The organism is Haematobacter genomosp. 1, from assembly GCF_002196855.1.
Lineage (GTDB): Bacteria > Pseudomonadota > Alphaproteobacteria > Rhodobacterales > Rhodobacteraceae > Haematobacter.
Genome location: NZ_NIPW01000005.1, coordinates 34,272 through 60,930, shown reverse-complemented (window position 1 = coordinate 60,930; position 26,659 = coordinate 34,272). Strand labels below are relative to the sequence as shown.

Below are 26,659 nucleotides of genomic sequence, written 5' to 3'. Positions count from 1 at the left end.
CTAGGGTCGGCGTGACCTGATGGAGATCAAGATGCCCCTTCCCCCAGAGGCCGGCAGTCTTTTCACCCTGACGACCGGCCCTGTCACCTGCTACCCGGAAGTGCTTTCGGCTCTCGCCCGGCCTGTGCTTTCCGATGCCGACCCGGCCTTTCGTGCCCTTTACACTGCGACGCTGGAGAAACTGCGCCGCGCGCTGCCTGCCCCGACGGCCGTGATCCTGCAAGGTGAACCCGTGCTTGGGCTGGAAGCTGCGGCGCTGTCGCTGGTCGCGCCGGGAGACGCGGTGCTGAACCTAGCATCGGGCGTTTACGGGGCGGGTTACAGCCAGTGGCTATCGCGCAACGCCGGGGTGGTGAGAGAGATCCGCACGGCCTTCGACGCCGTGATCGACCCGGAGACCGTCCGGCAGACCCTTCTCCGCCATCCCGAAACCGCTGTCGTCGCGGTCTGCCATCACGACACCCCTTCCGGGACGGTGAACCCGTTGCCAGAGATCGGCGCGGTGGTTCGGGAGCATGGCGCACTCCTTGTGGTGGATGCGGTGTCGTCCTGGGGCGGAATGGAAGTGGACATGGCAGGCTGGGGGATCGACCTGCTGGTTACCGGCTCGAACAAATGTCTGGGGTGTCCGCCGGGGCTCACGTTGCTGGGTGTATCCCCGCGGGCATGGGAGAAGATGCGGGCCAATCCGGCGAGCCCTCGCGGATCCTTCCTCTCGATTCTCGACTGGGAGGGTATGGAGGACCCGGCGCGCGCCTTCCCGTTCTCCCCCTCGGTCGCGGAAGTTCACGGCCTCGCCGCGGGGCTGGACCGCTACCTTGCCGAAGGGCCCCGGGCGGTGTGGGCGCGTCATGCGCTCACCGGCGCTGCCATGCGGGCGGGGGTAAAGGCGATGGGCCTTGCCCTGTGGCCCGCACGGGAGGAAACCGCCGCCGCGACCTGCACCGCCATCCGCCTGCCGGACGGCGTGGAGGAAACGGCGCTGCGGAGCGCAATGCGGCAGCACTATGGGGTCGTCATCTCCGCCGGGCGCGCGGATACCTGGAACCGGCTTGTCCGGGTCGGACATATGGGTCCGACGGCAGAGCCGATTTACGTACCGCTTGCCCTCACCGCACTCGCGGGGGCGCTCGGCCGTGTCACGGGGCGGAAGTGGGATCTGGGCAGCGCCGTGACCGCCGCCCTCGATGTCATCGACAGCGCCACTTGACGCGGGGCCAAGGACGGGTCACCCCCTCCCTGTGCTGACGCTCGACAACATCATCTCAGACCGCGGCTCCCGCTACGCCGTCTCCGGCGCGCCCTGTCACTCGGCGGCGGAGGCGACCGCTTTGCTCACCGAGTTGAAGCGCCACCGGAAATTCGCCAAGGCCACCCACAACACATGGGGGCTTCTGACGGCGGGGGGCCCGCTCAAGAACGATGACGGCGAAAGCGGGGCTGGCATGGTCATCCTGCGGATGCTCGAGCGGGCAGAGCTCCGCGATCACCTGATCGTCGTGACGCGGTGGTATGGCGGCAAGCACCTGGGCGGTGACCGGTTCCGGCATGTTCAGGAGGCGGTGAGGCTTTACCTCGCCGCCCTCTCCGGCTGACATGGTGGGAAGTCAGCTCTCGACCGCCCCCTGCCCCCTGACGGCATTCACCAGCGCCTCTACCGTATATGGCTTGGCCAGCACGCTTTCCGCCGCACCCGGCGCCACGGCCGCTGCGTCTCCCGTGGCGAAGACCACCCTGATGGTCTTCTGAAGCTCAGCCGCCTGCCGCGCCAACGCCGCCCCGGACAGCCCGGGCAGGTGATAGTCGCTCACCAGCACATCGAACGATTGGGAGGAGAGCAGCCGCAACGCGGCTTCCGCGCTCCCCGCCTCTTCAACGGTCATGCCTTCTTCCCGCAGGATTTCCGCCGTGTCCATGCGGATCAACGGGTCGTCCTCCACGAGAAGCACCCGGAGAGCGGAGCGTGCCGTTGCACGGGTGTCGGCACTGCCGCTGCGCCCTCCACCCGCCTGCTGATCGCGGTTGGCAAGCACATGGCGGAGCTTCCGGGCCAGAGCCTCGCGGGTGTAGGGCTTGGAAAGCAGCTCCACGCCCGCGTCGAGCCGCCCCCCATGCACGATGGAGTTCTCCGTATAGCCGGAGGTGAACAGCACTGCGACGCCCGGTATGCGCTCCCGCGCCTTGCGGGCGAGATCGGGGCTTTTCAGCGGTCCCGGCATGACGACATCGGTAAAGATAAGGTCGATGGGCACACCACTTTCGACGACATTCAGCGCGGCAGAGGCGTCTGGCGCCTTCAGCACGCGATAGCCGAGGTCTTTCAGCATATCCACGACGATGGCGCGCACCTCGTCATCATCCTCGACCACCAGCACAGTCTCATGACCGCCGACGATCTGGCCCTCATCGCGCAGGACCGCGATATCCTCCGCCTCCAGCGAACGCGGCAGATAGAGCTTGATCGTGGTGCCATGCCCCTGCTCCGAATAGAGCTTCACATGGCCCCCGGACTGTTTGACGAATCCATAGACCATGGAAAGGCCAAGGCCGGAGCCCTTGCCCTCCCCCTTGGTCGTGAAGAACGGCTCGAACACCTTCTCCGCGATCTCGGGCGGAATGCCGCAGCCGGTGTCCGAGACGGCGATCATCACGTATTGACCCGGGGTCACTTCGTCATGCTGCCGGGCATAATCGTCATCCAGATGTGCGTTGGCCACCTCGATCGTCAGCCGCCCGCTTCCCTCCATCGCGTCCCGCGCGTTGATGGCAAGGTTGAGGAGAGCATTCTCCACCTGCGCCTGATCGATGAACGTGTTCCACAACCCGCCGCCAAGGATCGTTTCCACCTCCACCCCTTCGCCAAGGGCACGACGGAGCAGCTCGTCCATTCCACTGATGAACCTGCCGACATTGACCACTTTCGGCTCCAGCGCCTGCCTCCGCCCGAAGGCAAGAAGCTGAGCGGCAAGCTTCGCCCCCCGCTGCAGCCCGGCCATGGCGCTTGCCACACGCGTTTCCGCGCGCGGAATGCCGCCGACATCGCGGGCAAGCAGCTGCAGATTGCCGGAAACCACCTGCAACAGGTTGTTGAAATCATGCGCGACCCCGCCGGTGAGCTTGCCCAGCGACTCCATTTTCTGCGCATGGGCGAGCTTCTTTTCCGCATCGCGCCGTTCGGAGATCTCGCTGATGACGCGTGCTTCCAACGCTTCGTTCAGCAGGCGAAGATCGGCCTCGGCGCGCTCGCGCTGACGGACCTCGGCGGCAAGCGTCTCGGCCTGCTCGCGCAATGCAGCCTCGGCAGCCCGCTGATGGGTGATGTCGGTATGGACGCCCACCCATTCGCGAATCTGCCCGTCCGAACCGATGACCGGCACGGCACGGACCGCGAAGGTCCGCCAGACGTCATCGTGACGGCGGACGCGGTGCTCGTATTCGAACACACCCCTTGTCGCCACGGCCCGTTGCCATGCCGCGATGCTCGGCTCCACATCGTCGGGATGCAGCGCGTTGGCCCAGCCATAGCCCTGATACTCACCCTCGGACTGACCGGTCAGGCTGGCCCAGCCGGGTTGCTCCCCGACCATCCGCCCATCGGCGCTGTTGGTCCACAGCACTCCATGAACCGCATCGATGGCGCGCCTGAAGCGGTGGTTGGAATAGGTCAGCTCTTCCTGCCGGGCAACACGATCCGTTTCGTCAAAGGCGAGAATCATGATCCCCATGATCTCACCCGTCGTAGCATCCCGCTGAGGCAGATACCTCACGGCAAAGTAATGCAGTTCCCCCTTGAGATCGCGCAGGTGGAAATAGTCCTGCACGTCTTCGCCCTGCAAGGCTCTCCGCAGTCCGGGTTCCCGGTCCTCCATCAGCGCGGGCCCGATCATTTCGGGGATGGTCCGGCCGATCATCGCCGCCGGGTCATGACCCAGAAGCTGTCGGTAGTAGTCGTTGGCGAAGCGATAGGTCAGATCGGTATCCACGAGCGCGACAAGCGCAGGCATGGCATTGGTCAGCGAGGCGAGCTCCGCTTCGCGCCGCGCAAGGGCGGTTTCCGCGTTAATCCGGGCGGTATTTTCCACCACCTTGCACAATGCACCCCTGATCTCGCCGCCGAAGTCCCGCACCGGCGCATAGAACAGGTCGAACACATGTTCCGTCTCATGGTCTCCATCATGCAGCCGAAGACGCTGGTTCCGGTAGGCAGGCGTCTCTCCCGCAAAGACCCGGCGCAGAATGTCACCGTTCCAGTCAGCAACCTCCGGCAACACGGAGAGAGCAGAGCGCCCCATCGCCACAGGATGCCGCGAGCCGAGCAGCGGCGCATAGCTGTCGTTATAGAAAAGGGCGCCGGCCGTCCCCCACATCAGCGCCGTCGGGACGGGTGTCTCCAGCATGTTCGCCACAGTCATGCGCATCGCGGCGCCCCAGTCCGACACCGGACCCGCCAGCTCCGTCGAGAAAGCCCCCCGGCGCAATATCTCGCCGCAGGCGCCGCCGCCGAGAGGCCAGCCGGAATTCTCGCCCGCCTGCCGCATGGCTTCATTGGCTGCCGACAGTGTTGCACCGAGCCGCGCCTCGTCCTCGATCATCAGGAGATCAGACAGGAACGCTTCGATTTCACTGCGGAGGTGCGGGTTCTGGGTCTTGGGTTCCTGCATGCCGGAAAGAAGCTCCACGGAGGATCGCTGCCCGTGAGGGATATGGCATGGAGGGGGCAGATGGCAATGCCGACAATTCCTCTCTCTCCTCTGCCGTTGCAGGGCAACCATTACACCGCTAGCCTCCGCAGTGCATCATGCACGGGAGGGGCCTTATGCCGTTGATCGATCTTGAGAATGTAAAAACAGTAGCGGTGATCGGCGGCGGCACGATCGGCGCGTCCTGGTCCGCATGGTTTCTGGCCCAGGGTTTCACAGTTCGGTGCAGCGACCCCTCGCCCGCCGCTCGGGAGGCAGCACCCGGACTGGTGGCCGCCTGCTGGCCCCAGCTTGCGGCACTTGGCGCGAGCGGCAGTGCGCAGGAGGCTCTGGCCCGCTTCTCCATCTGGGAGAGCCATATTCAGGCCGTCGAGGGGGCTGACTACGTTCAGGAGAACGCGCCGGAGCGGTTGGAGCTGAAACAGAAACTGCTGTCCGAAATCGACGCCGCGCTGCCGGTCGATCGGGTCATCGGCTCCTCCACTTCCGGCCTGAAGGCGAGCGACATGCAGACCGGCATGGCGCATCCTCAACGGCTGGTCGTCGCGCATCCGTTCAACCCCCCGCATCTCATTCCACTGGTGGAGATCGTCGGAGGGCAGCAAACCTCCGAGGAGGCGGCGGCGGATTGGGCGGTCGCCTTCTTCAATGCGCATGGCAAGCGCGCGATCCGCGTCCGCAAGGAGGTGCCGGGGCATATCGCCAACCGCCTACAGGCCGCGCTCTGGAAAGAGGCCGCCTATCTCGTGCAATCCGGTGTGGCGAGCGTTGAGGATGTGGACCTCGCGATCAGCGAGGGGCCGGGCCTCCGATGGGCAATCATGGGGCCGCATCTGACCTTTCATCTTGGCGGCGGCACGGGCGGCATGGCCCATTTCTACGACCACCTCGTGCCCGCGATGCAGACATGGTGGGCCGATCTGGGTACGCCGGTGATGGATGCCGCGCTCCGTGAGCAGCTTGTCGAAGGCGTGCAGCAGGAAGTGGGCGACCGCAGCATCGCCGATCTTGCGGCGGAGCGGGACCGGAAACTCATCGACATCCTCAACGTTCTCTCCCCGGATCCGCAAAGTTGAAGGACCGGCACCCGAAGAGCAGCACTTGAAGAACTGTCCAAAGACCCATCTTCCGGGAGAGGGGGAAGCACTGCATGAACGATTTCATTTTCGGCCGGGAAGAGCGCGATGCCCGTCACGGGCGGTTCACCGCCAGTCTGGCAGACCATGATGGCGTGGCGGAGATCACCTATACCCGCCGGGGCAATGGGGTGATCTCGGCCGATCATACCGGCGCGCCAGACAGCCTCCGCGGGACCGGCGCGGCGGCGGCCCTCGTGGCACATATGATTGACGATGCGCGGGCAAGCGGCACCCGGATCATTCCGCTCTGCCCCTATGTCCGTGCGCAATATGAGAAACATCCCGAATGGTCCGATGTCATGTCAGTGGCGCCGGGCGAAATGCCGCAAATCTGAGGTGCGACCATGCCGAAACTCGATCCCGAACCGATCCGCGATCCGAAGGCCGACAGCCTTCTGACGCCGGAGAACTGTGTGCTCGTCATCATCGATTACCAACCCGAGCAGGTGCGGACCGTGAAATCCGCCCCGCAGGAGGTGGTGATGATGAACGTCGTCGCGGCGGCGAAGCTGGCAAGGGAATTTGACGTTCCCGTCATCCTTTCGACCGTAGCGGTGGATATGGGCGTGAACGAGGGGACGGCGCAGGAAATCCTCGATGTCCTGCCGGGAGTGCCGGAGATTGATCGAACGGGCGTGAACGCGTGGGAGGACGCGGACTTCCGTGCCGCAGTGGAGGCGACGGGCCGAAAGAAGGTCGTGATCGCAGCCCTCTGGACTGAGGTCTGTCTTGCCTTCCCCACCCTCGACATGCTCAGGGAGGGATACGAGGTCTATCCGGTGGTCGATGCGGTCGGCGGGATTTCCCCCGTTTCGCATGAAAGCGCCCTTCGCAGGATCGAAGCTGCGGGTGCCCAGCCGACCACTGCCATCGCTTTCGGCTGCGAACTCATGCGGAACTGGGCACGGCCCAATTCGGATGAGCTGCGCAAGGTGATGCGCTGGTATTTCCCGAAGAAGCGAGAGCTTGACGCCGCGCGATGACTGTGGCCCCAGAGGCTTACAGGGGACGCGTCTCCTTCACATAGACCTCGAAGAAGTCCGAGAACGTCGCGACTCGCACCGGCAACCGCTCATAGGGCGGGTAATAGAGCGTGAGCCAGACCGGGGGAGGCCGCCAATCCGGCAGAACCGGTCTCAACCGGCCCTCGGCCAGCGACTGGGCGACAATGAAGCGGGGGAGGAGCGCGATCCCCTCTCCGCTCAACGCAAGATCGGCCAGCAGATCACCGTTGTTCGCGCTGAATATGCCTTTTGCGCGGTGGCTCCTGCGACGGGCGCCCGAAGACAAATCCCAGATCGGTTCGCGTGCATCCTCGGCATATCCAAGGCAGTCATGCTCCGTTAAGTCTTCCGGTTCCTGTGGCGTGCCCCGCGCGGCGAGATAACGGGGGGAGGCCACCAACAGCCGGGGGACATCGCAGAGCTTTCGCCAGACAGTGGATTTATCCGCCGGTGGCCCAGAGATTCGGATGGCGAGATCGAAATCTTCTCCGACAATATCGATGAAACGATCCGACAGAACGACGGAGACATGCGTGCCGCCGTGACGCGCCGCAAACTGTGACAGCACGGCAGGCAATACCCGCTGACCGAGCGACATCGGCGCGGCGATGCGCAACGTTCCGGCAGTCACCCCATGCTGGGAACGTGTCTCCTCCGTCGCGACTTCGATCTGCCTGACGAGTGGCGCCACGCGCTCAAGATAGCCTGCTCCCGCCGATGTCAGCGACACCTGCCGGGTCGTCCTCAGCAAAAGTTGGACGCCCAGCCGATCTTCCAGCGCGGCAATCGTCCGGGTGACGGAGGCGGGTGTGGTGCCAAGCAACCGCGCTGCGCCGGTAAAGCTCCGCGTCTCTGCGACGGTCAGGAAGGTGCGGAGGGATTCGAGTTCGCCCATATCTTCATTATTACGTCACATGCAATAATCAATGCAATATTATGAATGTTCTCTTGTGGGGTGATCCGACCCATCTTGTTCCCAAGACAGCAGGAGGTGCTCCATCGGCCCTCCGTTCTCGGAAAGGGATCGACCATGCTGAAACAGATCAAAGGGCTTCACCACGTCACCTCCATGGCCGCGGATGCCCAGCAGAACAACGATTTCTTCACCAAGACACTCGGCCTGCGTCGGGTGAAGAAAACGGTGAACTTCGACGCGCCCGATGTCTATCACCTCTACTATGGTGACGAAGTGGGCACGCCCGGTTCGGTTATGACCTATTTTCCCTTCCCCCATATCGTGCGCGGTCGTCCCGGCACGGGAGAAGTGGGCGAAACGGTCTTCTCCGTGCCCAAAGGATCGCTCCCCTACTGGAAGGAGCGGCTGTCGGGTTACAATATCGGCGGCATGAAGGAGGAAGAGGTCTTCGGTGAGAAACGCCTGCGCTTCCAGGGGCCTGATGGCGATGGGTTCGTTCTGGTCGAAGTGGCAGACGACAGTCGCGCCCCTTGGGCGGGGGGCCCGGTCGCCGCGGATGAGGGCGTTCACGGCTTCCACAGCGTTTCCATGCGGCTCCGCGACGGAGGGGCGACGAGCGAGCTGCTCCGTTTCATGGGCTATGAGGAAATAGACCGGCAGGGCGACATCACGCGCTTTGGTGTGAAGGACGGCAACGGCGCCGATTTCATCGACCTTGAAGTGCTGCCCGGCGCACCGCCCGCCCGTCAAGGTGCCGGTTCCGTACACCACGTGGCCTTCGCCGTGCCGGACCGTGCCGCGCAGCTTGAGGTGCGCAAGGCGTTGATGGACACGGGCTATCACGTGACGCCGGTGATCGACCGGGACTACTTCTGGGCGATCTACTTCCGTACCCCGGGCGGTGTGCTGTTCGAGGTGGCGACCAACGAGCCGGGTTTTGACCGGGACGAGGATACCGCGCATCTCGGCGAAGCCCTGAAACTGCCGACGCAGCACGCCCATCTCCGCCCGCAGATCGAGCGGCTCCTGACGCCTATCACGGATTGAGCCATCCCGTTTCACGGCGCGCCGCAGGCCACAGGGCGGCGGCGCGCTCCACACGAAAGGAGCATTCCATGCCCCTCGACAGCTATCACCATATCGCCCGCGCTCCCGCCCCCGGCCAGCCGCTGGTGCTTGCCCTGCACGGCACCGGCGGGGACGAGCATCAGTTCGCCGGACTGGTGGAGCAGATTCTGCCCGGCGCGGGCCTTGTCTCGCCCCGTGGCGATGTGTCCGAACACGGGGCCGCGCGCTTCTTCCGCCGCACGGGAGAGGGCGTCTATGACATGGCCGACCTGGACCGGGCGACGGAAAAGATGGCGGCCTTCATCCGCCACCATCGCACAGCGCATCCAAATGCGGCGGTCTATGCCTTGGGCTATTCCAACGGGGCGAACATTCTTGCCTCCGTCTTGTTCCGGGCCCCGGAACTGCTGGACCGCACGGTACTCATGCATCCGTTGATCCCATGGACACCCGAACCGAACGCCGGGCTCGCCGGACGCGAGGTACTGATCACCGCGGGCAGACGCGATCCGATCTGCCCCCTTGCCCAAACCGAACAGCTCGCCGGCTGGCTCAGGGGTCAAGGCGCGGATGTGGACCTTCAGCTGCATGATGGCGGCCACGAAGTGCGTCAGGAAGAAATATCGCGGATGGCCGCGTTCCTGCGCTCCTGATCGGGACAGTCAGCAGGAAGGGGTCCGCCACAGCGGGCCCTTTTGCCATGCGCCATGGCTTGCCTCCCGCGTGTAAAGCGCCTATCGCCCTCCGGAATAAAGTTGCGAGAGGGGGGAGACCTGATGAAAGCAATTGAACGTTTGTCCACCTTTGTGGGCAAGACATTCGCCCTCTGGGTGATCCTGTTTGCGGTGCTCGGCTTCCTGCTTCCCGATGTGTTCCGCCTTGTGACGCCGTGGATCGTCACGCTGCTCGCCATTATCATGTTCGGGATGGGGTTGACGATCTCGGCCGACGATTTTCGCGAAGTTGTCCGCCGCCCCTATGATGTCGGCGTAGGCGTGATCGGGCAGTTCCTCATCATGCCGCTGCTTGCGGTGCTGCTTACCAAGATCATCCCCATGCCGCCCGAGGTCGCGGCGGGTGTGATTCTCGTGGGGTGCTGCCCGGGCGGCACGTCCAGCAACGTGATGACCTATCTTTCCAAGGGCGATGTGGCGCTGTCGGTGGCCTGCACGAGCGTGACCACACTGCTTGCACCCGTAGTCACCCCTTTCCTCGTGTGGATGCTGGCAAGCGAATTCCTTCCCGTGGACGGCTGGGCGATGTTCCTGTCGATCGTGAAGGTCGTGCTGGTCCCCCTCGCCCTCGGCTTCGCGGCGCAGAAGATCATGCCCGGGCTCGTGCGCAAGGCCGTCCCCGCCCTGCCGCTTGTGAGCGTGATGGGCATCGTGCTCATCGTCGCGGCGGTCGTCGCGGCCTCCCGCGGCTCCATCCTCCAATCGGGCCTGATGATCTTTGCGGTTGTCGTCCTGCACAACGGGCTTGGCTACCTCATCGGCTTCTTCGCCGCCAAGGCGGCGGGTCTGTCGCTGGCCAAGCGCAAGGCGATCGCGATCGAAGTCGGGATGCAGAACTCCGGTCTTGGTGCTGCGCTGGCGACGGCCTACTTCTCGCCCCTCGCAGCCGTGCCGAGCGCGATCTTCAGCGTCTGGCACAATATCTCGGGCGCGCTGCTGGCGAATTATTTCGCCGGCAGAACCGACGAAGAAACCACCGCCAAAGCACGAAACGCCTGATCGGAGAACAGCGCCCCTCGCCGGGGGGCGCTTCTTCTGCTATCTTCCTATCCCTCATGCCGACCGATGCCTCGCTCCCCCGGCCTGCCACGCGCGGCCCAAGCCCTGCCAAGACCCAGCGGACCCAGACCGCAATTCTTGATGCAGCCATGGCGGAGTTTCTGGAATACGGCGTCGCGGGCGCACGTATGGACAGAATCGCGCGTCGCGCGGGAATGGCCAAGGGTACGCCCTACCGCTATTACCCCACGAAAGAGGCCCTGTTCGAGGGTGTTGTCGAGCGCGCGATGGACGAGCGGAACGCGCTCCGCGATACTCCGGTATTTCTGCCCGGAGAGACGCTGGGGCAACATTTTCGCCGTGTGATGCTGCCGGTTGCGGAACAGCTCGAGGCCTCCGGTCGCGCCTCGCTTGCGCGGCTGGTGCTCGCCGAAGGCGGCGCGTCGCGCTTTCTGGCCGAGACCTACTTTCGCAGCATCTACGAGCCCACCAACGCCTATATTTCCGCCGCGATCCGCATAGGCATTGCCCGTGGCGAAGTTTGTGACCCCCGGCTCGCGGAAAATCCCCAGCTGCTCGTCGCGCCTCTCTGGGTTGCGATGGTCGAAGGCGGGGTGCTGAATCCGGGCGGGGAAATCTCGGCGGCCCATCTGCTGGAGCTGCAGATCTCGCTGTTCTTTTCCTGACGCGGGCGGATCACGTTCAAGGCGCGGGGTTGTGATAACCGCGACAACCTCATAAATGACCCACCAGTCATTTATGTTTGACGGAAGTCTCACCGCAGTCTCCCGATTGCGGTTCGAGCATTCGGAGGGTTGTCCCCGTGACACCGACAACAGAACGCCGCCATCGCGGCGCGGCGAGGGTCTTTGCGACCCTTTTCGTGCTGATCGGACTGGCCTACGTCTGGGGGGGCGCGCAGCTCGCGCTTCTGGGCGGATCACTCTATTTCCTTATCACCGGCCTTGCCGTGATCGTGTCCGGTATCCTTGTCTGGCGCGGCAACGGCTGGGCCGGATGGCTCTATGCCGTTATGCTCGCCTGGACCTATGTCTGGGCTGTCGACGAGGTTGGGGTCGATTTCTGGACATTGCTGCCCCGCTTGTCGGGACCGTTCCTGTTCGGGCTGTTCTTCCTGACCCCTTGGTATCGCCGCGGCCTGATCTCGGGTCCGCGCCCCCCACTCCTGGGCCGCGCCGTAGTGGGTGGCTTTGCCCTCGCCCTGCTGGGTCTTTTCGGTTGGGGATTCGCACAGGGCGATATCCATGAGATCGCCGCGACCCGGGCCCTGCCGGAGGCGAAGGCCAACTATGTCCCGGACACACCCGAGGGCGAATGGCACCATTATGGAAACGACCAGCATGGCACGCGTTTTTCGCCTCTGGAGCAGATCACCCCGGAAAACGTCCGGGATCTGCAAGTCGCCTGGACCTATCGCACCGGAGATTACCCACCACCCGAAGGACCGGTGCGGCGTCTGCAGGCCACTCCGCTGAAGATCGGACGCTCGCTCTATCTCTGCACGGCGCGGAACGACATCGTCTCGCTCGACGAGGAAACCGGGCAGGAAAACTGGCGCTTCAACAGTCATACCGACCTGACGGGTGTGACCGGCTCGGCCGCCTGTCGGGGTGTGGCCTATTATCAGGCGCCCGAAAGCGAGGTTCCGGCCGGGGCCGCATGCGCGGCGCGCATCATCGGCGGAACGGTGGACGCACGCCTTCTGGCGATCGATGCGGCGACCGGCGAGCCTTGTGCGGACTTCGGCCAGAACGGCCAGGTCGATCTCAAACAGGGTCTCGGCCATGTCATCCCCGGTTACTCCTATGTTTCCTCCGCCCCGCAGGTCGTGCGCGGACGGGTGGTGATCGGCGGCTGGATCTCTGACGGCCAGATGACGGATGAACCTTCGGGCGTGATCCGCGCCTTCGACGCGGTTACCGGCGCGTTCGACTGGGCATTCGACATGGGCCGCCCGGAAGACCACTCCATGCCCGCGGAGGGGGAGGAGTTCACGCGCGGCACCCCGAACTCATGGGCGCCGATCTCAGCCGACGATGAGCTGGGGCTGGTCTATATGCCGACCGGCAACGCGACGCCGGACTATTGGGGCGGCCACCGCCGCGACTTCGACAACCGCTACTCCGGCTCGATTCTCGCTCTCGACGCGGAAACCGGAGCGCTTCGCTGGCATTTCCAGACCATTCACTACGATGTCTGGGACATGGATGTCGGCTCTCAGCCAAGCCTCGTCGATCTTCAAATCGGAGGGGAAACCGTTCCAGCTCTTGTGCAGCTCACCAAGCGCGGGCAGAATTTCGTTCTCGACCGCCGCACAGGCGAGCCGATCTACGAGGTTCAGGAGCGCCCGGTTCCGCAAGGCGGCGCAGAGGCCGAGCGGATTTCCCCGACCCAGCCCTTCTCCGTTGAGATGCCGGAGTTTTCGGGCATCGATCCGAAAAAACCCCTCGGTGTTGACGAAACGGACATGTGGGGAGCGACACCCTTCGATCTGATGTGGTGCCGCATCCGCTTCCGCGAGGCCCGCTGGGACGGGCCGCTCACCCCTCCGGGCGAGGATCCCGTGTTTTTCTTCCCCGGCTCGCTCGGCGGTAACAACTGGGGTTCGGGCTCCTTCGACCCAGAGCGCAAGATCCTTGTCGCGAACTGGAACCGGGTGCCCATGTACCTGCGGCTGATGCCCCGGCCGGAAGCGGATGCGGCGGGTCTCAGGGCTGCAGACGGCCGTCCCGGTGTCAGCGTGGGCGGAGCGGTCCCGCAGGAGGGCACGCCCTATGCCGCGGACCTGAAACCCTTCATGTCGCCCTTGGGGGCCCCTTGCCTCGCACCGCCATACGGCCTTGTGACAGCGGTTGACCTCACGACGAAAGAGGTGCTCTGGCAGCGCCGCTCGGGCACGGCCGAGGACAGCGGTGTAACCATTGCGGGCAGCACCATCCGCTCGCGCCTGCCGATCAGCCTGGGCGTTCCGGGGCTTGGGGGATCCATCACCACGAAGTCGGGGCTCGTGTTCATCGCGGCCTCGGGGGAGCAGTCGCTCCGCGCGATGGACCTCGAGACGGGTGATATCCTGTGGAAAGGACGCCTGCCGGCGGGCGGAAATGCGACCCCGATGACCTATCTCTCGGAGGAGAGCGGGCGGCAGTTCGTGGTCATCGCTGCGGGGGGTCATAACCTCATGCAGACGCAACCGGGCGACTACCTCGTCGCCTATGCCCTGCCGAAGCAGTAACACGCTGCGACCGAAGAAGCCGGCCCGGATCGCTTCGGGCCGGCTTTCTCATGGCGTCAGCGCCGGTTGCGGCCGTCGTCCAGCGTCTCGCGACCGTCCTCGAGTATCTCGAACCACATTGCATTCAGCACGGCAAAGGTAACGGCCAGCGGCAGGCCGAGTATCCAGGCGAAGTACCACATATTCCGATCCTTTCAGTAAGCGTGGCTGTCGCCGGTCACATCCTCTTTCTCCACCTTGCCCCAGAGCAGCTTATAGGCCCAGGCGGTGTAGAGGGCGATGATCGGCAGGAAGACCACCGTGACCACCAGCATGATGAACAGCGTCAGGTGGCTTGAGGATGAATCCCATACGGTTATGCTCGCCCCCGGCATTTCGGAGGAGGGCAGGATGAACGGGAACATGGAAAGCCCGACGGAGGAGATCACTCCGAAGATCGAAAGCTTGCTCAGCAGAAGCACCCCGACCTCCCGCTTCGCCGCGATCATGCCCAGAACGCCGAGCGCGCCCACGACGCCCGCTACCGGGGCGATCAGCATCCACGGATGGGCGGCGTAGTTGGTGAACCAGGCGCCCGCATAGACCTCCACCGTCTTGGCCAGCGGGTTGGAAGGCCCGTTCTCGGGGAAGGTGCTCGTGACCACATAGCCGTCGATGAAGGCCCAGAGCAGCAGCCCGCCAAGGGCGTAGAGCAGCAGCGTCGCTATCGCCGCCCATGTGCCGAACCGCCGTGCCCGCGCCTGCACCGGCCCCGTAGTCTTCACGATGAGCCACGCTGCGCCGTGCATGGCGAGCATCGCGACTGACAGCACGCCGCAGAGCAGCGCATAGGGGTTCAGCAGGCCGATGAACCAGCCGTCGTAATAGATGCGCATGTCCGGGCCGAACCGGAAGGGCACCCCTTGAAGCACGTTGCCCACCGCTACGCCGAAGATGAGCGCAGGCACGAAACCCCCGATGAACAACGCCCAGTCCCAGTTGTAGCGCCAGGTCAGACTCTCCCGCTTCGAACGATATTTGAAGCCGACGGGCCTTAGGATGAGCGCGAACAGGATCGCAAACATCGCGAGGTAGAAGCCCGAGAACGAGACCGCGTAGAGCGGCGGCCAGGCAGCGAAGATCGCGCCGCCGCCCAGGATCAGCCACACCTGGTTACCCTCCCAGACCGGCCCGACCGTGTTGATGACGATGCGCCGCTCGACATCGTTCTGACCCGCGAAGGGCAGGAGCATCCCCACGCCCAGGTCGAACCCGTCCGAAAGCGCAAAGCCGATCAGAAGGACGCCCAGAAGAACCCACCAGATGAGGCGGAGCGCGTCGTAGCTTAGCAAATCATGCAGGATCATGGCATCACTCCGCTGGCGTCACGATGGGTTTCGGGATGAGCGGCGCCTCCGGCTCGTAATCCGGCTGCGGGCCCTTGCGGATGGCGGCCAGCATGAGCTTGACCTCGATCACGATCAGCGTGGCATAGATCAGAGTGAACCCGATGACCGTCATCAGCACCGTTCCGGCCGACAGGTCGGAGACGCTGAGGAATACCGGCAATACCCCTTCGACTGCCCAGGGCTGACGGCCGTATTCGGCCAGGATCCAGCCGCATTCCGCCGCAATCCAAGGCAAAACCATTGCCCAGACCGCCACTTTCAGCAACCAGGGGTGCCGATCGAGTGATCGCCTCGTGCTCATCACGAAGAAGGTGCCCATCAGCAGGATGTTGAAGAACCCGACAGCCACCATGATCCTGAAGACCCAGAACAGCACCGGCACGTTGGGCACCGTGCTCCAGGCGGCGCGGTCGATCTGATCCTCCGTCGCCAGCCGCGGATCGTCGATATACTGCTTGAGCAGCAGCGCATATCCGAGATCGTCCTCCCTCTCGGCGAAGGAAACACGCGCCGCACCGGAAGCGGCCGCGTCAGGCTCTGCCCGGATGGTCTGGAGCGCGTCATAGGCGATCATGCCCGACCGGATCCGCTCCTTCGCATGTTCGACAAGATCGAGGATCCCCGGAATTTCGGTGGTGAGCGAGCGCGTGCCGATCAGCCCCATGACCCACGGGATATGGATCGCGTAACGGTTCTCCCTTGCCTCCATGTCGGGGATGGCGAACAGGGTGAAGGGAGCGGGCGCAGGTTCCGTTTCCCACATGCCTTCCAGCGCCGCCATCTTCATCTTCTGATGCTCGGAGGTGAGATAGCCCGACTCGTCGCCCAGCACCACGACCGACAGCGCAGCCGCAAGCCCGAAGGAGGCCGCGATGGTGATCGACCGTTTGGCGACGGCGACGTGCCAGCCGCGCAGCAGATACCAGGCCGACACTCCCAGCACGAATACCGACGCCACGACATAGCCCGCAGAAACGGTATGCACGAACCGCGCCTGCGCGACGGGGTTCATCAGCACCTCGAAGAAGCTGCCGACCTCCATCCGCATCGTATCGGGGTTGAAATGCGCGCCCACCGGGTTCTGCATCCAGCCATTGGCGATAAGGATCCAAAGGGCCGAGAAGTTTGAGCCGATCGCGACGCAATAGGTTGCGATGAGGTGGCCCACCTTCGACATCTTGTCCCAGCCGAAGAAGAACAGACCGACAAAGGTCGCCTCCAGAAAGAACGCCATCAGCCCCTCGATGGCCAATGGCGCGCCGAAGATGTCGCCGACGTAATGGCTGTAATAACTCCAGTTCATGCCGAACTGGAATTCCATCACGATGCCGGTCGCCACGCCGAGCGCGAAGTTGATGCCGAAGAGCGTGCCCCAGAACTTGGTCATCTGGCGCCAGATCACCCGGCCCGTCATGACATAGACGGTCTCCATGGCGGCAAGCATGACGGACAGGCCAAGCGTGAGCGGCACGAACAGGAAGTGGTAGAGCGCCGTCAGGGCGAATTGCAGGCGCGAGAGGGTAACGACGTCAAAAAAATCCATGGCTGGCCTTTCCGGGCGAGCTCTTGCTCCGTTCCAAGGCGTCCGCGGCGCGCGGGCGTCGGTCTGGCAGGGGCGCGGCCGTCCTAATCGGGACGCAGCGCCGAAAGGGCGGCGGTATAGCCCGCCTCCCCTGGCCGATGGATGCGGGCGATCCGGCCCTCCTCCATCGCGATCAGCAGGTCGGCGCCGTCCGCCTCCCGCTGCACATGGGTCACGATCACCATTGTGTGACCGGACCGGTGCAATTCAAGCCGCTGGGCGATATCCCGTGCCGTTGTTGCATCTATGCCCTCCGTCGGCTCATCGAGCAGCCAGAGCGGCGCGGGGCGCAGAAACAGCCGTGCGAGGGCCAGCCGGCGGGCCTCTCCTCCCGACAGGCCGATACCCCCCTCGCCCAGCGGAAAGGCAAGGCGAGCGGTGAAGGGATGAAGCCCTGCGTCCTCCAGCCCGCGGACCAGCGCCGCGTCATCGGCGCAGGGGGCAGCAAGGCGGAGGTTATCGGCGAGGCTGTCCTGAAAAAGCTCGTTCCGCTGGGTCAGCAAGGTAGACGGCAGGGCGGCCACCTCTCCCCGCCTCGCCCGGATCTCCCCCGCGAGCAGCAGAAGAAGCGTCGATTTACCCGCCCCTGACGGGCCGATGACGGCGGCCTTCTCCCCCCTCCGCAGGGTCAGTGTGATGTCATGCAGCGTTTCCCCCCGCGTGACGGGACCAGCGGCCACATGCCGCAACACCACGGCCTGCCCCTCAGGCGGGAGGGGAAGCGGCGCGGGCGAAGGCAGCATCCCCAACCGGGGGCCAAGCCGCCGCGCCGCCACCCGCGCGCGGGCCGCCTCCGCGCCCACCCGCCGCAACGCGGCCAACGGATCACCTGCCGCCACGGCCAGCAGAATGCAGAAAGCCGCCACCGGCACACCGATGCGGTTTTCCGCCACCATCCCTGCAACGGCGAGTGTCACAGCCGCGATCAGCACGGCGCTGATGGCGGTCGCGCCAACGCCGGCAGCGACCTCGACGCGATTGGCACGGTCGTCGGCGCGCCCCAGTGCGTCATCCAAAACGGCAATCCGCTTGCATTCTGCCGCAAGACGGCCGGTCATCGCGTAATCCGCCTGATTTCGCACAAGCGTGATCACATGGCCGCGCAAACCCTCCAGCCATCGGCTGCGCGCATATATCGCGGATGACCCCGTCCGGAGCGAGAGCAGCGGAATGATCGCCATCGCCGCCATCAGCACGATGAAGGCGCCAACACCCAGCACCGGAAAGACCAGCGACAATGCCAGCCCGACCGCCAGCCCCGCCAGGCCCGCCGCCGCCAGCGGGACGGCAACCCGCAGATAAAGGGAATCCAGCGCTTCGCTGTCGGCGCTGATCCGAAAAAGCAGGCGCGAGGGGCGGGTGGCAAGCGCGCCTGCCGCCTCGGCAGGGCTCCACCCCCGGAACAGGCGCACCCGCAGCTCCGCCAGCGCGCCCAGCGTCGCGCCGTGGGTCACCAGCCGCTCACCATAGCGGGCCACGGTGCGGAGAACGGCGAGCAGACGAATTCCCGCGGCAGGCATCAGGACACCGAAGCTCAACGCCGTTGCCGTCGACAACCCCGCGAGCGCCGTCGCGGTGATGAACCATCCCGAAAGACCCAGCAGCGCGACACCCGCCAGAGCCGTAACCGCGGCAAGCCCTGCGCCGAGCAGAAGCCGCCGTTCCCGCCCTGCCGCAAGCGCGCGAACCACCGGGGCAAAGTCCTTGCGCATACGGGTCATGCCGCAGCCTCCCTGCTTGCGGGAGCCATCGCGATGGTGCGGTCCAGCCGCGCGACAAGCCGGGGATCATGGGTGGCGACGATGAGCGTGCGCCCGCGGGCAAGCCTCAGTAATCCCTCCGTCACTGCATCCGCGGTCGCTCTGTCCAGATGGGCGGTTGGTTCGTCCGCGAGGATCAGGCCCGCAGGCGATGCGGCGGCGCGCGCCAGCGCCAGGCGCATCACCTCCCCGCCGGAGAGCCCTGCGCCGTCCTCACCAAGCGGCGTGCCACCGCGCAACGCGGCGAGGCGTGACAGCCCGGCCAATGACAGCGCCGCGGCGACGTCCTCATCGGAGATCTCCCGGCCTGCCCGCACATTCTCAGCGAGCGACAGCGGAAGAAGGTGCGGCTCCTGCCCCAGCCATGCCATCCCCGCGCGCAACGTCGCGGCGCCCTCCCCCGCCATGGGCACCCCGCCCAGGAGCACCCGGCCGGAGGCGAGCGGCACGAGACCCGCGATCAGGCCGATGGCAGTGGACTTGCCGGACCCGCTTGGCCCGGTCAGGGCGACGTGCTCACCCGCCGCCACGCTGAAGCTTACCGGGCGGCTGTCCTCCCGTGCGGGCTGTGCTGCTTCCAGCAGCACCGAGGGCGGTTTCACCTCCTCCCCCGACCGGATGGGCCGGGACAGAGCACCGGCGAACGTCATCCCGGAAGGGACAAGCCCGCCCAGCTTGTCGAGCGCCGCCTCCCCTGCCGCCCGATCGTGCCACACCGCCGCCAGATCCCGCATCGGTTCGAAGAACGCGGGCGCGAGCAGCAGAATGAACATCCCTTCCGGCAGCGAAAGCCGCCCCCCCCAGGCCCCGAAGGGCAACTGTCCCAACAGGTGAAAGCCCACATAGACCGCCACCATCGCCACCCCGAGAGCCGAAAAAAGCTCCAGCACCGCGGAGGAGAGAAACGCGATCCGCAGCACTGCCATGGTCCGGTCCCGAAGATCGCCCGCCATCGCGGCCAGCCGGGCCTCCGCCCCGCCCACGGCGCCCAGCCCCCGGATCGTCGCCATGCCGCGCAACCTGTCGAGCAGGAAACCGTTGAACGTGCCGACTGCGCCCAGTTGCGCCTCGCTCGCCGCCTTTGCCCGCCAGCCGATCAGCGCCATGAACAGCGGGATGACCGGGAGCGCGATGAGCAGCGCCAGCGCCGCCAGCCACGACAGCGGAAAGATCACCAGAAAGATCACCACCGGCACCACCGTCGCCCGGAACCGCGCGGGGCGGAAGCGGCTCAGGTAGGGCACGATCAGTTCGGCCTGCTCGGCCAGCGCACTTGCCGCGAGCCCGGAGGAGGGGCGCGCCGCATCGAACGGGGCATGGCCGGCCAGCGAGGTGACCACCCGCGACCGGAGCCCGGACAGTTCCGCCCTGGCCGCGCGAAAGGCCAGCCGCTCCGACAGCGCCTGAGCACCCGCCTGGACAAGGCGGAGAAGCACAAAGCCCGCAACCGGCAGGAGAACGTCGCCGGAACCGGCCGCCATCCGCCCGATGCACACCGCAAGCAGCGCCGCCTGCGGCAACCACAGAAGTGACGCCAGCGTGGAGAGCGCCGAGGCCGCAGTGATCCTGTTCTTGTTCGGCAGAGTTTCCGTCATGGCGGACCGCCTCGTATGGACGTGTGTGATCTTCACACTAACCTTGAGGCGGAGGAAGGACTTATTCCGCCGACATAATGCCGCAGGCGGCGGAGAGGCTACTTTCAAAGTGGATTGCACTCGCCCGCAGCGGGTGAGAAGATGACTGGACCCAGCGGAAGCGAGGCGAAAATGATTGGGCGCGTGCTCGGTGGACTTGCGGCGATCGCTGTGGTGGGCGCGATCGGCTTCGGTATCTACGCCTGGCATCCAGCCATCGCGCCGGTGGCAAGGCCCGCGCCGGACAGCTTCGACCCGGCACTGGTTGAAAAAGGCCGAATTCTCGCTGCGGCCGGCTATTGCGCGACCTGCCACACCGCCTCCCGCGATGCGGCGCCCTATGCGGGCAACTACGCGATGAAGACGGATTTCGGCACGATCTACTCCAGCAACATCACGCCGGAGCCGGAGACCGGGATCGGCACATGGTCTGAAGCGGCCTTCGCCCGCGCCATGCGCCAAGGTATCGGGCAAAAGGGGGAGCATCTCTTTCCCGCCTTTCCCTACGACCATTTCTCCCGCATCACGGATGCTGATATCTCGGCGCTCTATGCCTATATCATGAGCAGTGTGCCGCCGGTGAAGGCCGTGAAGCAGACGAATGAGCTGCCCTTCCCGCTCGACCTGCGGTTCCTTCAGGCTGGCTGGAAGCTCCTCTTTGCGGATCTGCATCCCTTTGTGCCCGACCCCGGAAAACCCGTAGAATGGAACCGTGGTGCCTATCTGGCGGAAGGCATCGCCCATTGCGGCGCCTGCCACACGCCGCGCAACCGTCTTGGCGCGGAGCAGAGGGCCGCGCAGTATGAGGGCGCGCCCATCGACAACTGGTATGCACCGCCCCTGACCGCGCGGAACCCTGCGGGCGTTCCCTGGCGCGCGGCGGACTTTCACGACTACCTCGCAACCGGGGCGACCACCTACCACGGTGCGGCGGCTGGGCCGATGGCGCCTGTCGTGCATGCGGGGATCCGTGAGCTCCCCGACAGCGACCTCTGGGCCATCGGCATCTATCTGGGCGATATCGTCGGCGCCCCTCCCGCAGATGAAGGGCAGAGCCCCGCTGTTCTCGCCGCCTTGCAGGCGGAGGCGCCGCAGGCGGACTACCGGCTTCAGGAAGGGCAGCGTCTCTATGCGACGGCCTGCGCCTCCTGCCACTACAACAGCGGGGAGATCGTGAAGGGGCGGCCCGATCTGGGCATCAACTCCTCCACGCGGCTCTCCGATCCGGCCAACCTGATCCACGTGATCCTTGACGGGCTGCGCGCCGATCAGGGAATGACGGGCATCGTCATGCCCGCCTTCGGCCATGCGCTTGATGACGGTCAGGTGGCCGCCATCGCCGCCTATCTGCGCGCGACCCGCACGACGGAACGTCCTTGGCCCGATCTGGAAAAGGCCGTGGCGCGTATCCGTGCGGAGCCGCCGCTTGCACATTGAACGGGTCAGGAGGTGACCAGATGACCAAGTTCACCCTGAACGGACAGCCGGTGACAGTGGATGCCGAGGATGACACCCCGCTCCTCTGGGTGATCCGTGACATCGCCGGGCTTACCGGGACGAAGTTCGGCTGCGGGATCGGCATGTGCGGGGCCTGTACCGTGCATGTCGGCGGGCGCGCGACGCGATCCTGCATCACGCCGCTTTCGTCGGTGGAAGGCACGGAGATCACGACGATCGAGGGTTTGCACCCCGACGGCGCCCATCCCGTGCAGAAGGCATGGCGGACAATCCGCGTGCCCCAGTGCGGCTATTGCCAGCCCGGCCAGATCATGCAGGCAGCGGCCTTTCTGAAAGACATCCCCGACCCGACCGATGCCGACATAGACGCGGTGATGACGGGCAATCTGTGCCGCTGCATGACCTATGTCCGCATCCGCAAGGCCATCCGCGCGGCTGCGGCCGAACTCCGGGAGACGACCAATGGGTAACCTCCGTCTTCCGCCGCGGGGAGAGGGCATCCGTGGCCTGACCCGGCGCGGTTTCCTCATCACCATGACAGCCGCGGGCGTCACTTTCGGCTATGCCCGCCACGCATTCGCCGCGATGGACCCGGCCCAGCCGGATGGGGTGCCGGTGCCGCCCGTGGGTGCCGTCTTCGAGCCGACGATCTGGTACACGATCGACAGTCAGGGAAAGGTGGAGGTCAACATCATCCGGGCGGAGATGGGCCAGCATGTCGGCACCGCCATCGCCCGGATCCTCGCGGACGAACTGGAGGTTCCATGGGCGGATGTGCGCATCACCCATGTGGACAGCGCCGCGAAGTGGGGCATGATGGTGACGGGCGGAAGCTGGTCCGTCGCACAGAGCTGGGGAATATACCGGCAGGCGGGCGCCGCCGGGCGCACCGCCCTGACCGAAGCCGCCGCCGCCCGCTGGAACGTATCGCCGGCAGATTGCGTGGCGCGGGAGGGGCGCGTGACCTCGGGCGCCAATTCCCTTTCCTACGGAGAACTGATCTCGGACGGCATCACGCGCGCTTTCACGGAGGATGAGCTGAAGGCGCTGCCGCTGAAGCCCGTCGGCGATCTGCGGCTCGTCGGTCAGGATGTCGAGGCGCTGGACATTCCGAACAAGATCACCGGCAAGACGATCTTCGGCATCGACGCGAAGATCGACGGCGCGGTCTGGGCTGCACCCATCCTGCCGCCGACGCGCGTCGGCTCCAAGGTCAAGGCCGTTGACGACAGCGCCGCAAAGGCGGTGAAGGGCTATCAGCAGACCATCACGCTCGACGATGCCTCCGGGACCGTTCCGGGATGGGTCATGGTCATCGCCTCAAGCCACCTTGCCGCGCAAAGGGCGGCGGCACAGGTCAAGGTCACCTGGGACGCGGGGCCGACCGCCAAGGTGACGGAGGGCGATATTCTCGACCACGCGCGCAAGCTCATAGCGGACGGGAAAACCGGTGCGATCCTCGACACGGGTGACAGCGACACAGCCCCCGCCTTTGCCGCTGCGGCGGACAAACTGGAGGCGGAATATACCACGGCGACCGTGCTTCACTTCCAGCTGGAGCCGCTGAATGCCGCCGCCTTCCGCAACGCCGACGGCATCTGGGAGATCCATACCGGCAACCAGTGGCAGTCGCTGATCCTGCCAAGCCTCGCCGCCGCGCTCGGCGAGCCGGCGGATCGGATCGTGATGCGCACCTATATGCTGGGCGGCGGATTCGGACGGCGGCTGAACGGCGACTATGCCGTTCCGGTCGCGCTCGCCTCCAAGGCGCTGAACGGCAAACCGGTCAAGATGATCATGACGCGCGAACAGGACGTGCTGTTCGACAGCCCCCGCTCCGCCTCCGTGCAGCGTGTGGCCATGGCCTTCGACACGCAGGGGCAGGTCACCGCGATGGAGCATGACGCGGCCGCCGGCTGGCCGACACAGGTGATGGCACCCCCTGCCTTGCCCAAGGCCGCGAATGGGGAACCCTACGATCCCTTTGCGATTTCCGGCGCCGACCATTGGTACAGCGTGGGCAAGCAGAAGGTCCGCGCGATTTCCAACGATCTTGCCAATGCCACCTTCCGGCCTGGCTGGCTCCGGTCTGTCGGGCCGGGCTGGACGATCTGGGCGGTGGAGAGTTTCATGGATGAGGCGGCCCACAAGCTCGGCCGTGATCCGCTTGAGTTCCGCCTGTCGCTGCTCCGCCCGGAGGGAAGGAACGCGGGGAGCGCGCCGCTTGCGGTGGGCGGTGCCTCGCGGCAGGCAGCCGCCCTCCGCCGTGCGGCAGAGATGATCGGCTGGGGCAGCGAAATGCCGGCCGATACCGGCATCGGCCTTGCGACCAGCTTCGGGCAGGAGCGCGACATGCCGACATGGGTGGGCTGCGGCGCGCGTGTGCACGTGGACCGCAAAACCGGCTATGTCCGGGTGGAGAAGCTCGCAATCGCCACGGATGCCGGCATCATCGTGGACCCGGATGGCGCGCTGGCCCAGACGGAGGGCGCAACTCTTTGGGGTCTGTCCATGGCGCTCTATGAGGGCACGGCGTTCGAAGGCGGAAATGTGCGCGATCACAACCTCGATACCTATACACCGCTCAGGATGATCGACACGCCGGAGATCGACATCGCCTTCCTGCCCAGCACGGAAGCCCCCGTGGGGCTGGGAGAGCCGGCAACCACGGTCGTGGCTCCGGCCATCGGCAATGCGATCTTCAACGCGGTCGGTATCCGAATGCGGCACCTGCCCATCATGCCGGACGCCATTCTGGCCGCTCTCGGCCAGACGGCACAGAAAATCTAATCGAGACGGAAGGCGGCGGCGACGCCGCTTTCCGCATTGGGCGCGATCCACAGATCGAACCAGCCCGGATCGGCGGTGGGCTGCATATCCGGCCCGAGATAGGCCAATTCACCCACTCCCAGATCGAAGCTCACCTCAACCGCGCCGCCTGCGGGTACGGTGACATGACTGAAGGCCTTCAGCAGTCGCCGTGGTTGCACCACCCGGGCGGCCCTGTCGCGCAGGTAAAGCTGCGCCACCTCATCCGCATCCCGGGCCCCGTCATTGACCAGCCGCGCCGTGGCCGTAAGCCGACCGCCCGCCATCAGCCGCTCCGCCGTCAACCGGGGCGGCTCATAGCGCACCGACCCGTAGGTCAGACCATGTCCGAAGGGATAGAGCGCGCCATCGGGCAGGTTGCGGTAATGCGCTGTATAGGCCTGATCCGCTGCCTGCGCGGGCCGGCCCGTGGACAGGCGCGCGTAGTAGAAGGGCTGCTGCCCCGTCCTGAGCGGAAAGCTCACCGGCAGGCGACCGGAAGGGGCGGCCGAGCCGAACAGCAGGTCAGCCACGGCATTCCCCTCCTCCTGCCCCAGAAACCATGTGACCATGATGGCATCGGCCTCTGCCACACTGCCGGTCAGGGCCAGGGCGCGCCCGGTTTTGAGCAGGACCACAACGGGCCGACCGGCCTGCATGACGGCCTCGACCAGCGCGGCCTGCGGCGGCGGCAGGTCGATTTCGGTGCGGGAATGACCCTCGGCGGACATCCACTGGCTTTCCCCCACCGCCAGCAGGACGACATCCGCGGCGCCTGCCGCAGCAACCGCCGCGTCGATGCCGCCCGGCAGGTCGCTCTCGATCCCGGAGCCGGGGACCACCGTCAGCCGGTCGGGATCGGCGATGGCCGCCCGAATACCAGCCTCCAGCGTGACCGCATGCTCCCGCTCACCGAAGATCGACCACGGGCCGAGCACGTTGTCCGCATCTGCGCCGAAAGGGCCGATCAGCGCGAGCCGAAGATCGGGGCGAAGCGGCAGCAGCCCCCCCTCGTTCCTGAGCAGAACGACAGAGCGGCGCGCCGCGTCCCGCGCCAGCGCGACATGGGCGGGCGCGCGGACCACCCGCGCCTCCCGTTCTGAATCCATCCCCCGCCACGGATCGTCGAACAGTCCGAGCGCCTCCTTCACCCGCAGGACGCGGCGCACCGCATCATCCAGCCGGGCCATCGGCACCACGCCTTCCGCCACCAGCTCCGGCAGGTAGCGCTGGTAGAGGCGGCTGTTCATCGACATGTCCACTCCCGCCAGAAAGGCCAGACGCACCGCATCGCGCGCGTCCTCTGCAAAACCATGCGAGACAAGCTCCGCATCGGCGGTGTAATCGGACACGACATAGCCGCGGAAACCCCATTCCCGCCGCAGCACCTGTTGCAGCAGCCAAGGGTCGGCGGTGGCTGGGATTCCGTTGACCGTATTGAACCCGCACATCACCGAACATGCGCCCGCGTCGAACGCAGCCCGAAAGGGCGGCAGATACACCTCTCTCAGCGCCCGCTCTGACAGCTCCGCCCCCGCATAATCCAGCCCGCCTTCCGCCGCGCCATAGGCCGCGAAGTGCTTCGGCGTGGCGACGAGGGAGGAGGCGTCCCGCAGCTCGTCTCCCTGAAACCCGCGCACCCGGGCTGCAGCGAAAAGGCGACCGAGAAGGACGTCCTCTCCCGCCCCCTCCACCACGCGGCCCCAGCGTTGATCCCGCGCGATATCCACCATCGGGGCATAGGTCTGATGGATGCCGGAAGCGCCCGCTTCCGTTGCGGCGGCGCGGGCCGTGCGGGCGGCGAGATCGGGATCCCAGCTCGCCGTCTCCGCCAACGGCACGGGAAAGATCGTCCGCAACCCGTGAATGACATCGGCGGCCAGCAGCAGCGGTATGCCCAGCCGGCTTTCCTGCACGGCCAGATGCTGGGCATACCGCGCCTGCGCCGCGCCGATTCCGTTGAAAAGCGCGCCGATCCGGCCCTCACGGATCTCCTGCGCCACGGCCTGCTGGCCGGGATCGAAGGCGTCGGGATTGACGTTTCCCGGCCGCCAGCGGAACGGGTCGTTGACGAGCGTCAGTTGCCCCGCCTTTTCCTCCAGGGTCATACGGTCCAGCAGTGTCTCGATCCGCTGCGCCTCGCCCCGTGCGGGAACAACCGAAAGCAGCACCGGCATCGCGGCCCCAGCCAGAAGAAGATCACGCCGGCTCATTCG

Annotated in this window: 21 protein-coding genes; 13 read left to right on the top strand and 8 right to left on the bottom strand. The window is 65.7% G+C overall.

From position 1 onward, the window contains the following. The first annotated feature begins 31 nt into the window (after nt 1-31). Nucleotides 32-1,210 carry a pyridoxal-phosphate-dependent aminotransferase family protein gene (locus tag CDV49_RS02430; RefSeq protein ID WP_088213991.1) on the top strand — a complete coding sequence of 393 codons (1,179 nt, stop codon included), beginning with the start codon at nt 32-34 and terminating at the stop codon, nt 1,208-1,210. 31 nt (nt 1,211-1,241) lie between these two features. Beyond that, nucleotides 1,242-1,595, top strand: coding sequence for a YigZ family protein (locus tag CDV49_RS02425; RefSeq protein WP_088213990.1), 354 nt, complete (start codon nt 1,242-1,244; stop codon nt 1,593-1,595). Nucleotides 1,596-1,607: 12 nt separating this feature from the next. Here CDV49_RS02425 and CDV49_RS02420 read toward each other — a convergent pair whose 3' ends face one another. Then, the gene (locus CDV49_RS02420) at nt 1,608-4,661 is read right to left on the bottom strand and encodes a hybrid sensor histidine kinase/response regulator (RefSeq protein ID WP_218821867.1); all 3,054 of its coding nucleotides are present in this window, start codon (nt 4,659-4,661) and stop codon (nt 1,608-1,610) included. A 155-nt stretch (nt 4,662-4,816) separates the two neighbouring features. Here CDV49_RS02420 and CDV49_RS02415 point away from each other — a divergent pair, with 155 nt between their 5' ends. The 3 genes from CDV49_RS02415 (at nt 4,817) to CDV49_RS02405 (ending at nt 6,822) form a co-directional block, all read left to right on the top strand. After that, nucleotides 4,817-5,776, top strand: coding sequence for a 3-hydroxyacyl-CoA dehydrogenase NAD-binding domain-containing protein (locus tag CDV49_RS02415; RefSeq protein ID WP_088213988.1), 960 nt, complete (start codon nt 4,817-4,819; stop codon nt 5,774-5,776). A gap of 74 nt (nt 5,777-5,850) precedes the next feature. Further along, nucleotides 5,851-6,174 (top strand): GNAT family N-acetyltransferase, encoded by a 324-nt coding sequence (locus tag CDV49_RS02410; RefSeq protein ID WP_088213987.1) that lies wholly within the window; start codon nt 5,851-5,853, stop codon nt 6,172-6,174. Nucleotides 6,175-6,183: 9 nt separating this feature from the next. After that, on the top strand, nt 6,184-6,822 hold the full coding sequence (locus CDV49_RS02405; RefSeq protein WP_088213986.1) for a hydrolase: 639 nt from the start codon (nt 6,184-6,186) through the stop codon (nt 6,820-6,822). A gap of 16 nt (nt 6,823-6,838) precedes the next feature. Here the strand turns inward: CDV49_RS02405 and CDV49_RS02400 are convergent, their stop codons facing one another. Further along, nucleotides 6,839-7,738: a LysR family transcriptional regulator gene (locus CDV49_RS02400; protein WP_088213985.1), complete on the bottom strand. Its 900-nt coding sequence runs from the start codon at nt 7,736-7,738 to the stop codon at nt 6,839-6,841. 135 nt (nt 7,739-7,873) lie between these two features. Here CDV49_RS02400 and CDV49_RS02395 point away from each other — a divergent pair, with 135 nt between their 5' ends. From CDV49_RS02395 to CDV49_RS02375, 5 genes are all read left to right on the top strand, one after another. Next, nucleotides 7,874-8,806, top strand: coding sequence for a ring-cleaving dioxygenase (locus CDV49_RS02395; protein WP_088213984.1), 933 nt, complete (start codon nt 7,874-7,876; stop codon nt 8,804-8,806). Nucleotides 8,807-8,874: 68 nt separating this feature from the next. Continuing rightward, on the top strand, nt 8,875-9,480 hold the full coding sequence (locus tag CDV49_RS02390; RefSeq protein WP_088213983.1) for an alpha/beta hydrolase: 606 nt from the start codon (nt 8,875-8,877) through the stop codon (nt 9,478-9,480). A gap of 123 nt (nt 9,481-9,603) precedes the next feature. Next, nucleotides 9,604-10,560, top strand: a complete 957-nt coding sequence (locus CDV49_RS02385; protein ID WP_088213982.1) for a bile acid:sodium symporter family protein — start codon at nt 9,604-9,606, stop codon at nt 10,558-10,560. A 56-nt stretch (nt 10,561-10,616) separates the two neighbouring features. Continuing rightward, nucleotides 10,617-11,246, top strand: coding sequence for a TetR/AcrR family transcriptional regulator (locus tag CDV49_RS02380; protein WP_088213981.1), 630 nt, complete (start codon nt 10,617-10,619; stop codon nt 11,244-11,246). A 137-nt stretch (nt 11,247-11,383) separates the two neighbouring features. Next, a complete protein-coding gene (locus tag CDV49_RS02375) occupies nt 11,384-13,813 on the top strand; it encodes a membrane-bound PQQ-dependent dehydrogenase, glucose/quinate/shikimate family (protein ID WP_088213980.1) in 2,430 nt (809 codons plus the stop codon). Between the two features lie 56 nt (nt 13,814-13,869). Here CDV49_RS02375 and cydX read toward each other — a convergent pair whose 3' ends face one another. The 5 genes from cydX to cydD form a co-directional block, all read right to left on the bottom strand. Then, on the bottom strand, nt 13,870-13,995 hold the full coding sequence (cydX, locus tag CDV49_RS02370; protein WP_088213979.1) for a cytochrome bd-I oxidase subunit CydX: 126 nt from the start codon (nt 13,993-13,995) through the stop codon (nt 13,870-13,872). A gap of 12 nt (nt 13,996-14,007) precedes the next feature. Then, nucleotides 14,008-15,159, bottom strand: coding sequence for a cytochrome d ubiquinol oxidase subunit II (gene cydB / locus CDV49_RS02365; protein ID WP_088213978.1), 1,152 nt, complete (start codon nt 15,157-15,159; stop codon nt 14,008-14,010). A 4-nt stretch (nt 15,160-15,163) separates the two neighbouring features. Then, nucleotides 15,164-16,744 carry a cytochrome ubiquinol oxidase subunit I gene (locus CDV49_RS02360; RefSeq protein ID WP_088213977.1) on the bottom strand — a complete coding sequence of 527 codons (1,581 nt, stop codon included), beginning with the start codon at nt 16,742-16,744 and terminating at the stop codon, nt 15,164-15,166. Between the two features lie 83 nt (nt 16,745-16,827). Next, nucleotides 16,828-18,504: an amino acid ABC transporter ATP-binding/permease protein gene (locus CDV49_RS02355; RefSeq protein WP_088213976.1), complete on the bottom strand. Its 1,677-nt coding sequence runs from the start codon at nt 18,502-18,504 to the stop codon at nt 16,828-16,830. Beyond that, nucleotides 18,501-20,138 (bottom strand): thiol reductant ABC exporter subunit CydD, encoded by a 1,638-nt coding sequence (gene cydD, locus CDV49_RS02350; protein ID WP_088213975.1) that lies wholly within the window; start codon nt 20,136-20,138, stop codon nt 18,501-18,503. Before cydD ends, CDV49_RS02355 begins: the two co-directional genes overlap by 4 nt. Before the next feature lie 141 nt (nt 20,139-20,279). Between cydD and CDV49_RS02345 the strand changes: the two genes are divergently transcribed. Genes CDV49_RS02345 through CDV49_RS02335 form a run of 3 tightly spaced genes read left to right on the top strand, consistent with a single transcriptional unit; the run spans nt 20,280 to nt 24,425 of the window. Next, the gene (locus tag CDV49_RS02345) at nt 20,280-21,614 is read left to right on the top strand and encodes a c-type cytochrome (protein WP_218821866.1); all 1,335 of its coding nucleotides are present in this window, start codon (nt 20,280-20,282) and stop codon (nt 21,612-21,614) included. A 20-nt stretch (nt 21,615-21,634) separates the two neighbouring features. Beyond that, on the top strand, nt 21,635-22,105 hold the full coding sequence (locus CDV49_RS02340) for a (2Fe-2S)-binding protein (protein ID WP_088213973.1): 471 nt from the start codon (nt 21,635-21,637) through the stop codon (nt 22,103-22,105). Further along, a complete protein-coding gene (locus CDV49_RS02335; protein WP_088213972.1) occupies nt 22,098-24,425 on the top strand; it encodes a xanthine dehydrogenase family protein molybdopterin-binding subunit in 2,328 nt (775 codons plus the stop codon). Before CDV49_RS02340 ends, CDV49_RS02335 begins: the two co-directional genes overlap by 8 nt. On the opposite strand, the gene CDV49_RS02330 is transcribed toward CDV49_RS02335, so the two are convergent. Further along, the gene (locus CDV49_RS02330; RefSeq protein ID WP_218821865.1) at nt 24,422-26,656 is read right to left on the bottom strand and encodes a glycoside hydrolase family 3 N-terminal domain-containing protein; all 2,235 of its coding nucleotides are present in this window, start codon (nt 26,654-26,656) and stop codon (nt 24,422-24,424) included. The two genes, CDV49_RS02335 and CDV49_RS02330, sit on opposite strands and share 4 nt — an antisense overlap. Between the last annotated feature and the right edge of the window lie 3 nt (nt 26,657-26,659).

What these genes read in the sequence shown, in the direction of transcription:
- CDV49_RS02405 (WP_088213986.1), top strand. Translation starts at nt 6,184, where the DNA reads ATGCCGAAACTCGATCCCGAACCGATCCGCGATCCGAAGGCCGACAGC.
- CDV49_RS02400 (WP_088213985.1), bottom strand. Translation starts at nt 7,738, where the DNA reads ATGGGCGAACTCGAATCCCTCCGCACCTTCCTGACCGTCGCAGAGACG.
- CDV49_RS02430 (WP_088213991.1), top strand. Translation starts at nt 32, where the DNA reads ATGCCCCTTCCCCCAGAGGCCGGCAGTCTTTTCACCCTGACGACCGGC.
- CDV49_RS02330 (WP_218821865.1), bottom strand. Translation starts at nt 26,656, where the DNA reads ATGAGCCGGCGTGATCTTCTTCTGGCTGGGGCCGCGATGCCGGTGCTG.
- CDV49_RS02345 (WP_218821866.1), top strand. Translation starts at nt 20,280, where the DNA reads ATGACTGGACCCAGCGGAAGCGAGGCGAAAATGATTGGGCGCGTGCTC.
- CDV49_RS02390 (WP_088213983.1), top strand. Translation starts at nt 8,875, where the DNA reads ATGCCCCTCGACAGCTATCACCATATCGCCCGCGCTCCCGCCCCCGGC.
- CDV49_RS02380 (WP_088213981.1), top strand. Translation starts at nt 10,617, where the DNA reads ATGCCGACCGATGCCTCGCTCCCCCGGCCTGCCACGCGCGGCCCAAGC.
- cydD (WP_088213975.1), bottom strand. Translation starts at nt 20,138, where the DNA reads ATGACGGAAACTCTGCCGAACAAGAACAGGATCACTGCGGCCTCGGCG.
- CDV49_RS02395 (WP_088213984.1), top strand. Translation starts at nt 7,874, where the DNA reads ATGCTGAAACAGATCAAAGGGCTTCACCACGTCACCTCCATGGCCGCG.
- CDV49_RS02415 (WP_088213988.1), top strand. Translation starts at nt 4,817, where the DNA reads ATGCCGTTGATCGATCTTGAGAATGTAAAAACAGTAGCGGTGATCGGC.
- CDV49_RS02385 (WP_088213982.1), top strand. Translation starts at nt 9,604, where the DNA reads ATGAAAGCAATTGAACGTTTGTCCACCTTTGTGGGCAAGACATTCGCC.
- CDV49_RS02355 (WP_088213976.1), bottom strand. Translation starts at nt 18,504, where the DNA reads ATGACCCGTATGCGCAAGGACTTTGCCCCGGTGGTTCGCGCGCTTGCG.
- CDV49_RS02360 (WP_088213977.1), bottom strand. Translation starts at nt 16,744, where the DNA reads ATGGATTTTTTTGACGTCGTTACCCTCTCGCGCCTGCAATTCGCCCTG.
- cydB (WP_088213978.1), bottom strand. Translation starts at nt 15,159, where the DNA reads ATGATCCTGCATGATTTGCTAAGCTACGACGCGCTCCGCCTCATCTGG.
- CDV49_RS02335 (WP_088213972.1), top strand. Translation starts at nt 22,098, where the DNA reads ATGGGTAACCTCCGTCTTCCGCCGCGGGGAGAGGGCATCCGTGGCCTG.
- CDV49_RS02420 (WP_218821867.1), bottom strand. Translation starts at nt 4,661, where the DNA reads ATGCAGGAACCCAAGACCCAGAACCCGCACCTCCGCAGTGAAATCGAA.
- cydX (WP_088213979.1), bottom strand. Translation starts at nt 13,995, where the DNA reads ATGTGGTACTTCGCCTGGATACTCGGCCTGCCGCTGGCCGTTACCTTT.
- CDV49_RS02410 (WP_088213987.1), top strand. Translation starts at nt 5,851, where the DNA reads ATGAACGATTTCATTTTCGGCCGGGAAGAGCGCGATGCCCGTCACGGG.
- CDV49_RS02340 (WP_088213973.1), top strand. Translation starts at nt 21,635, where the DNA reads ATGACCAAGTTCACCCTGAACGGACAGCCGGTGACAGTGGATGCCGAG.